Source organism: Aerococcus sp. 150760013-2, from assembly GCF_053627715.1.
The window spans coordinates 1-1,376 of the sequence record NZ_JBSEYI010000029.1 but is presented as its reverse complement, the minus strand read 5'-3'; the positions used below and the strand labels follow the sequence as shown (position 1 = coordinate 1,376).

Sequence of the window (1,376 nt, the reverse complement as noted above, 5' to 3'; positions counted from 1 at the left end):
TGCTTCCAACTGAAAAGTATCAAGATGTGAATTATATAGTCGTTGAAGGCGTCTTAACCTACAAGCCTAAGGCTTGTATCCAATGTGGTGTAAAGAATACAGGAAGCCATGATCTGATTAAACATGGGTTTAAGCCTACAATTATAAGATTACCTAATTCAGTTTCAAATCCGATATTGCTAAAACTAAAGAAGCAACGATTTTATTGTAAACATTGCGTGCAAACCTTTATTGCTGAAACACCTTTAGTACAGAAATACTGCTGTATCTCAAACTCAATAAAAAGTCAGATAAGTTCAGAATTAGTTGAAACACAATCCATGCGATTAATCGCTAAACGATATCACGTGTCGTCTCCAACAGTCGCTAGGATTCTACTGAAAGCTGGTAAAGGACTATCACCAAAAGGAAACTATCTGCCTAGTAACCTTGGTATAGATGAGTTTAAATCCACTAATCGAGTAGCCAATGCGATGAGTGCTGTCCTTGTGGACACCCATAATAGAAGGTTGATTGATATTATTGTTGATCGGAAACAAGCTTCTCTAATCGATTACTTTGCTTCCTTTACTTGGGCTGCTAGAAGTAGTGTGAAAACTGTTTCTATCGATTTGTATACACCCTATCTTGAAGTAATACGTACTAGTTTTCCTAATGCTAAGATTGTAATTGATCGATTCCATATCGTGAAGTTACTAAATGAGACAATTAATTCTGTTCGTATTAAAGCTATGAATATCGTGAAAAATAGCCGACCATCTGACTACAGAAAACTTAAAAAACAATGGAAGTTGTTGCTAAAAAATGCTGAAGACTTAAATTTCACTGATACATATTATGTTCGCCAATTTGGTGAAGAAATTTCGGAACAGCGCATTGTTGATTTCCTATTGAATATTTCGCCGGATTTATTAGTAACATATACTCTAATGAATGAGCTTAAGTACGCAATTTCTACGCATAACATTGAGCTATTTGATGAAATATTGAAGAGCACAAGGAAAATAACCTTGCCTCGACGTGCGAGAAGAACTATCAGAACTTTACAGAAGTTTTTACCATATATCCATAATTCATTAACTTATACCGTCTCAAACGGACCTACCGAAGGTATTAATAATAAGATTAAATTAATTAAGCGTACTGGTTTCGGATATGCTAATTTCTTTAATTTACGCGCTAGAATACTAGTCCAATTCAAACTAAAATACAAACCTTCAAACCCAGCACCATCCACTTATGAAGCAATGGCAAGCTAAGGCCTGCCAAACTATTACTATTTTCGTAGTCCTTGTTGCTACAACATAATAATCTTCTTGCCTAAGGGCAAAAAAAAGCCATACACATAATCGTGTATAGCTTTTCTCTTTGAAGCT

Annotated in this window: 1 protein-coding gene; it reads left to right on the top strand. The window is 35.2% G+C overall.

The features are described 5' to 3' along the window. Positions 1-1,259 (top strand): ISL3 family transposase (locus tag ACUW85_RS09455; protein WP_182023697.1); only part of this gene is annotated, 1,259 nt, incomplete at its 5' end. Positions 1,260-1,376 lie beyond the last annotated feature (117 nt).